2 protein-coding genes and 2 tRNA genes are annotated in these 3,318 nt (G+C 57.4%); all 4 read right to left on the bottom strand.

Annotated elements, in window-relative coordinates:
- Positions 1-58: 58 nt before the first annotated feature.
- Positions 59-135, bottom strand: a tRNA-Asp gene (locus tag WCA53_RS30180).
- 82 nt (positions 136-217) lie between these two features.
- A tRNA-Val gene (locus tag WCA53_RS30175) sits at positions 218-293 on the bottom strand.
- Between the two features lie 117 nt (positions 294-410).
- Positions 411-683 carry an HU family DNA-binding protein gene (locus WCA53_RS30170; protein ID WP_423920012.1) on the bottom strand — a complete coding sequence of 91 codons (273 nt, stop codon included), beginning with the start codon at positions 681-683 and terminating at the stop codon, positions 411-413.
- Positions 684-979: 296 nt separating this feature from the next.
- On the bottom strand, positions 980-3,318 hold a 2,339-nt coding region (lon, locus tag WCA53_RS30165), incomplete at its 5' end, for an endopeptidase La (protein ID WP_423920009.1).

Genomic DNA, 3,318 nt, shown 5'->3' with positions numbered 1-3,318 from the left:
ATGTTACAGCAGCGGGCAATAAAAAAGGCGAACCGGAGTTCGCCTTTCTCGCAGATGCTGGCGGAGTGGACGGGACTCGAACCCGCGACCCCCGGCGTGACAGGCCGGTATTCTAACCGACTGAACTACCACTCCTTTTTTACTACTTGATGCAATGATCGACGAATCCATCAAAGCACTACTGCGACCTACAACCACCCTACGGACAACCGGAAACTGGTGGGTGCTGAGAGGCTCGAACTCCCGACCTACGCCTTGTAAGGGCGCCGCTCTACCAACTGAGCTAAGCACCCGCTTCGCGGTTATGCGCTACTGCGATGATGTGCTACAGCGGTTAATGCATCACTGCAGCCGCTGGATAAACATGGTCTCTTATGGTGCCTTTCAACCAACCCTATCCAGCGAGTCCGCTAGTTTAGCGCATCTTTTAGCGCTTTGCCAGGGCGAAATTTAGGTACTTTAGCGGCCTTGATCTTGATCGCGTCGCCCGTGCGTGGGTTGCGCCCGGTTCGCGCCGTGCGCTTGCCGACAGCAAACGTGCCGAAGCCAACCAGCGTTACCGATCCGCCCTTTTCCAACGTCGTTTTCACGCCGCCAATCAGAGCCTCTAGGGCACGACCCGCTGTAGCCTTGGAAATGTCCGCTTGCTGTGCAATGTGGTCGATTAATTCGGTCTTGTTCATTGTGATCCCCCTTATGCTCTCGTTTAGTTGGGCGATGCTCAAAACGTGCGTCCGTACACGCTTTGTTGCACTGGATGCAATGCCCAGTGCGTCGATGATTAGACGCAGCCGAAACAACGGTGTCAACAGGGGTTGAACCTACGTTCCGCAGTGGATGCCTAATAAAAAGCAAAAAAACCCGCAGGGCAAAGCTCTGCGGGTTTTATCAAGCTAGCTTCTCATCAGGCTCGGCGCGACAGTCCGGTCCGCGCCTCACAAACAGATCACAAGCAGATCACAAATACATCACAAGCCGCTCAATGTTTCACGAAGTCGCCCGTGGCCGGCGTGTCGCCTTTCTCGGCGACAGCAGGCGTTGCCGCGGGCTTCACCTCTTCTTCCGGCAATGCCGAGGGAACGCGTTCAAGCGCAAGCTCAAGGACCTTGTCAATCCAGCGAACCGGAATGATTTCGATCGAGTTCTTCACGTTGTCCGGAATCTCCGCCAGATCCTTGGTGTTCTCCTCCGGGATCAGCACGAGCTTGATTCCGCCACGATGCGCCGCCAGCAACTTCTCCTTCAATCCGCCGATTGGCAGCACTTCGCCGCGCAGCGTGATTTCGCCGGTCATTGCCACGTCAGCGCGAACCGGAATACCGGTCAGCACGGACACAAGCGCCGTGGTCATCGCGATACCAGCGGACGGGCCGTCCTTCGGCGTCGCGCCTTCAGGCACGTGAATGTGGATGTCCTTCTTCTCGAACGCGTCATCCGACACACCCAGGCGACGCGACCGCGAACGCACCACCGAGCGTGCTGCCTCGACCGATTCCTTCATCACGTCGCCGAGCGAACCCGTGCGGATGATGTTGCCCTTGCCCGGCATCACAGCCGCTTCGATGGTCAGCAGGTCGCCGCCTACTTCCGTCCAGGCAAGACCGGTCACCTGGCCGACTTGATTCTCCTTCGCGGCCAGACCAAAGTCGGTCTTGCGCACGCCGAGGAACGTGTCGATATTGCTGCCGTCGATCCGGACCGCGCCATCTGCCTTCTTCAGCAGAAGCATCTTCACAACCTTGCGGCAGATCTTGGACATTTCGCGTTCGAGCGAGCGAACGCCGGCTTCACGCGTGTAATAGCGAATGATGTCGCGGATCGCTTCTTCCGTGAGATCGATCTCACCATCGCTCAGGCCGTTGTTGCGTTTCTGCTTGGGCAACAAATACTTCTGCGCGATATTGATCTTCTCGTCCTCGGTGTAACCCGAGAGGCGAATCACTTCCATCCGGTCGAGCAACGGCGGCGGAATGTTCAGCGAGTTCGACGTCGCCACGAACATCACGTCCGACAGATCGAAGTCCACTTCGATGTAGTGATCGGCGAACGTATGGTTCTGTTCCGGATCGAGCACTTCGAGCAAAGCGGAAGCCGGGTCGCCGCGGAAATCCATGCCCATCTTGTCGACTTCATCGAGCAGGAAGAGCGGATTGCGTACGCCGATTTTCGCCAGGCTTTGCAGGATCTTGCCGGGCATCGAACCAATATACGTGCGACGGTGTCCGCGAATCTCGGACTCGTCATGCACGCCGCCGAGCGCCATGCGCACGAACTTGCGGTTCGTCGCGCGAGCAATCGACTGCCCAAGCGAGGTCTTGCCAACGCCCGGAGGCCCGACGAGGCACAGGATAGGCGCCTTGACCTTGTCGACACGCTGTTGGACCGCAAGATATTCGAGGATCCGTTCCTTGACCTTCTCGAGGCCAAAGTGGTCTTCGTCGAGTACGCGTTCCGCATTCGTCAGGTCGTTGTTGACCTTGCTCTTCTTGCGCCACGGCAGGCCGATCAACGTATCGATATAGTTACGCACGACCGTTGCTTCAGCCGACATGGGCGACATCAGCTTGAGCTTCTTAAGTTCTGCGTCAGCTTTCTTCTTGGCTTCCTTCGGCATGCGCGCGTTGGTGATGCGCTTCTCGAGTTCCTCGAGATCCGCACCTTCCTCGCCTTCGCCCAGTTCCTTCTGAATCGCCTTGACCTGTTCGTTCAGGTAGTACTCGCGCTGGCTCTTTTCCATCTGACGCTTGACGCGTCCGCGGATGCGTTTCTCAACCTGAAGAATGTCGATCTCAGCTTCGAGCTGGGCAAGCAAGTGCTCCAGACGCTCAACGACCGGGAACATTTCGAGAATGTGCTGCTTCTGGTCGAGCTTCAACGGCAAGTGCGCCGCGATGGTATCGGCCAGACGACCCGCTTCGTCGATACCCGACAATGACGTCAGGATTTCCGGCGGAATCTTCTTGTTGAGCTTCACGTACTGGTCGAACTGCGACACGATCGCGCGACGCAGCGCTTCAGTTTCAGCGCTGTCGGCGTGGTCGGGTTCGAGCGGCATCACGTCGCAGGAAAACTGCGTTTCCTGTTCTTCGATCGTAAGCGTCTTCGCGCGCTGCAAGCCTTCGACGAGCACCTTTACGGTACCGTCCGGAAGCTTCAGCATTTGCAGGATGTTCGCTATGCACCCTACTTCGTACATGTCCTTTTCGGTCGGCTCGTCCTTCGCCGCCGTTTTTTGAGCAACAAGCATGATGTGCTTGCCGCCTTCCATCGCAGCCTCGAGAGCCTTGATCGATTTGGGTCGTCCGACAAAAAGCGGAA

Source organism: Caballeronia sp., assembly GCF_049581465.1.
Taxonomy (GTDB): domain Bacteria; phylum Pseudomonadota; class Gammaproteobacteria; order Burkholderiales; family Burkholderiaceae; genus Caballeronia.
Note: the sequence above shows the minus strand (reverse complement) of the source record. Positions and strands in the feature narration are given on the sequence as shown.

What these genes read in the sequence shown, in the direction of transcription:
- WCA53_RS30170 (WP_423920012.1), bottom strand. Translation starts at nt 683, where the DNA reads ATGAACAAGACCGAATTAATCGACCACATTGCACAGCAAGCGGACATT.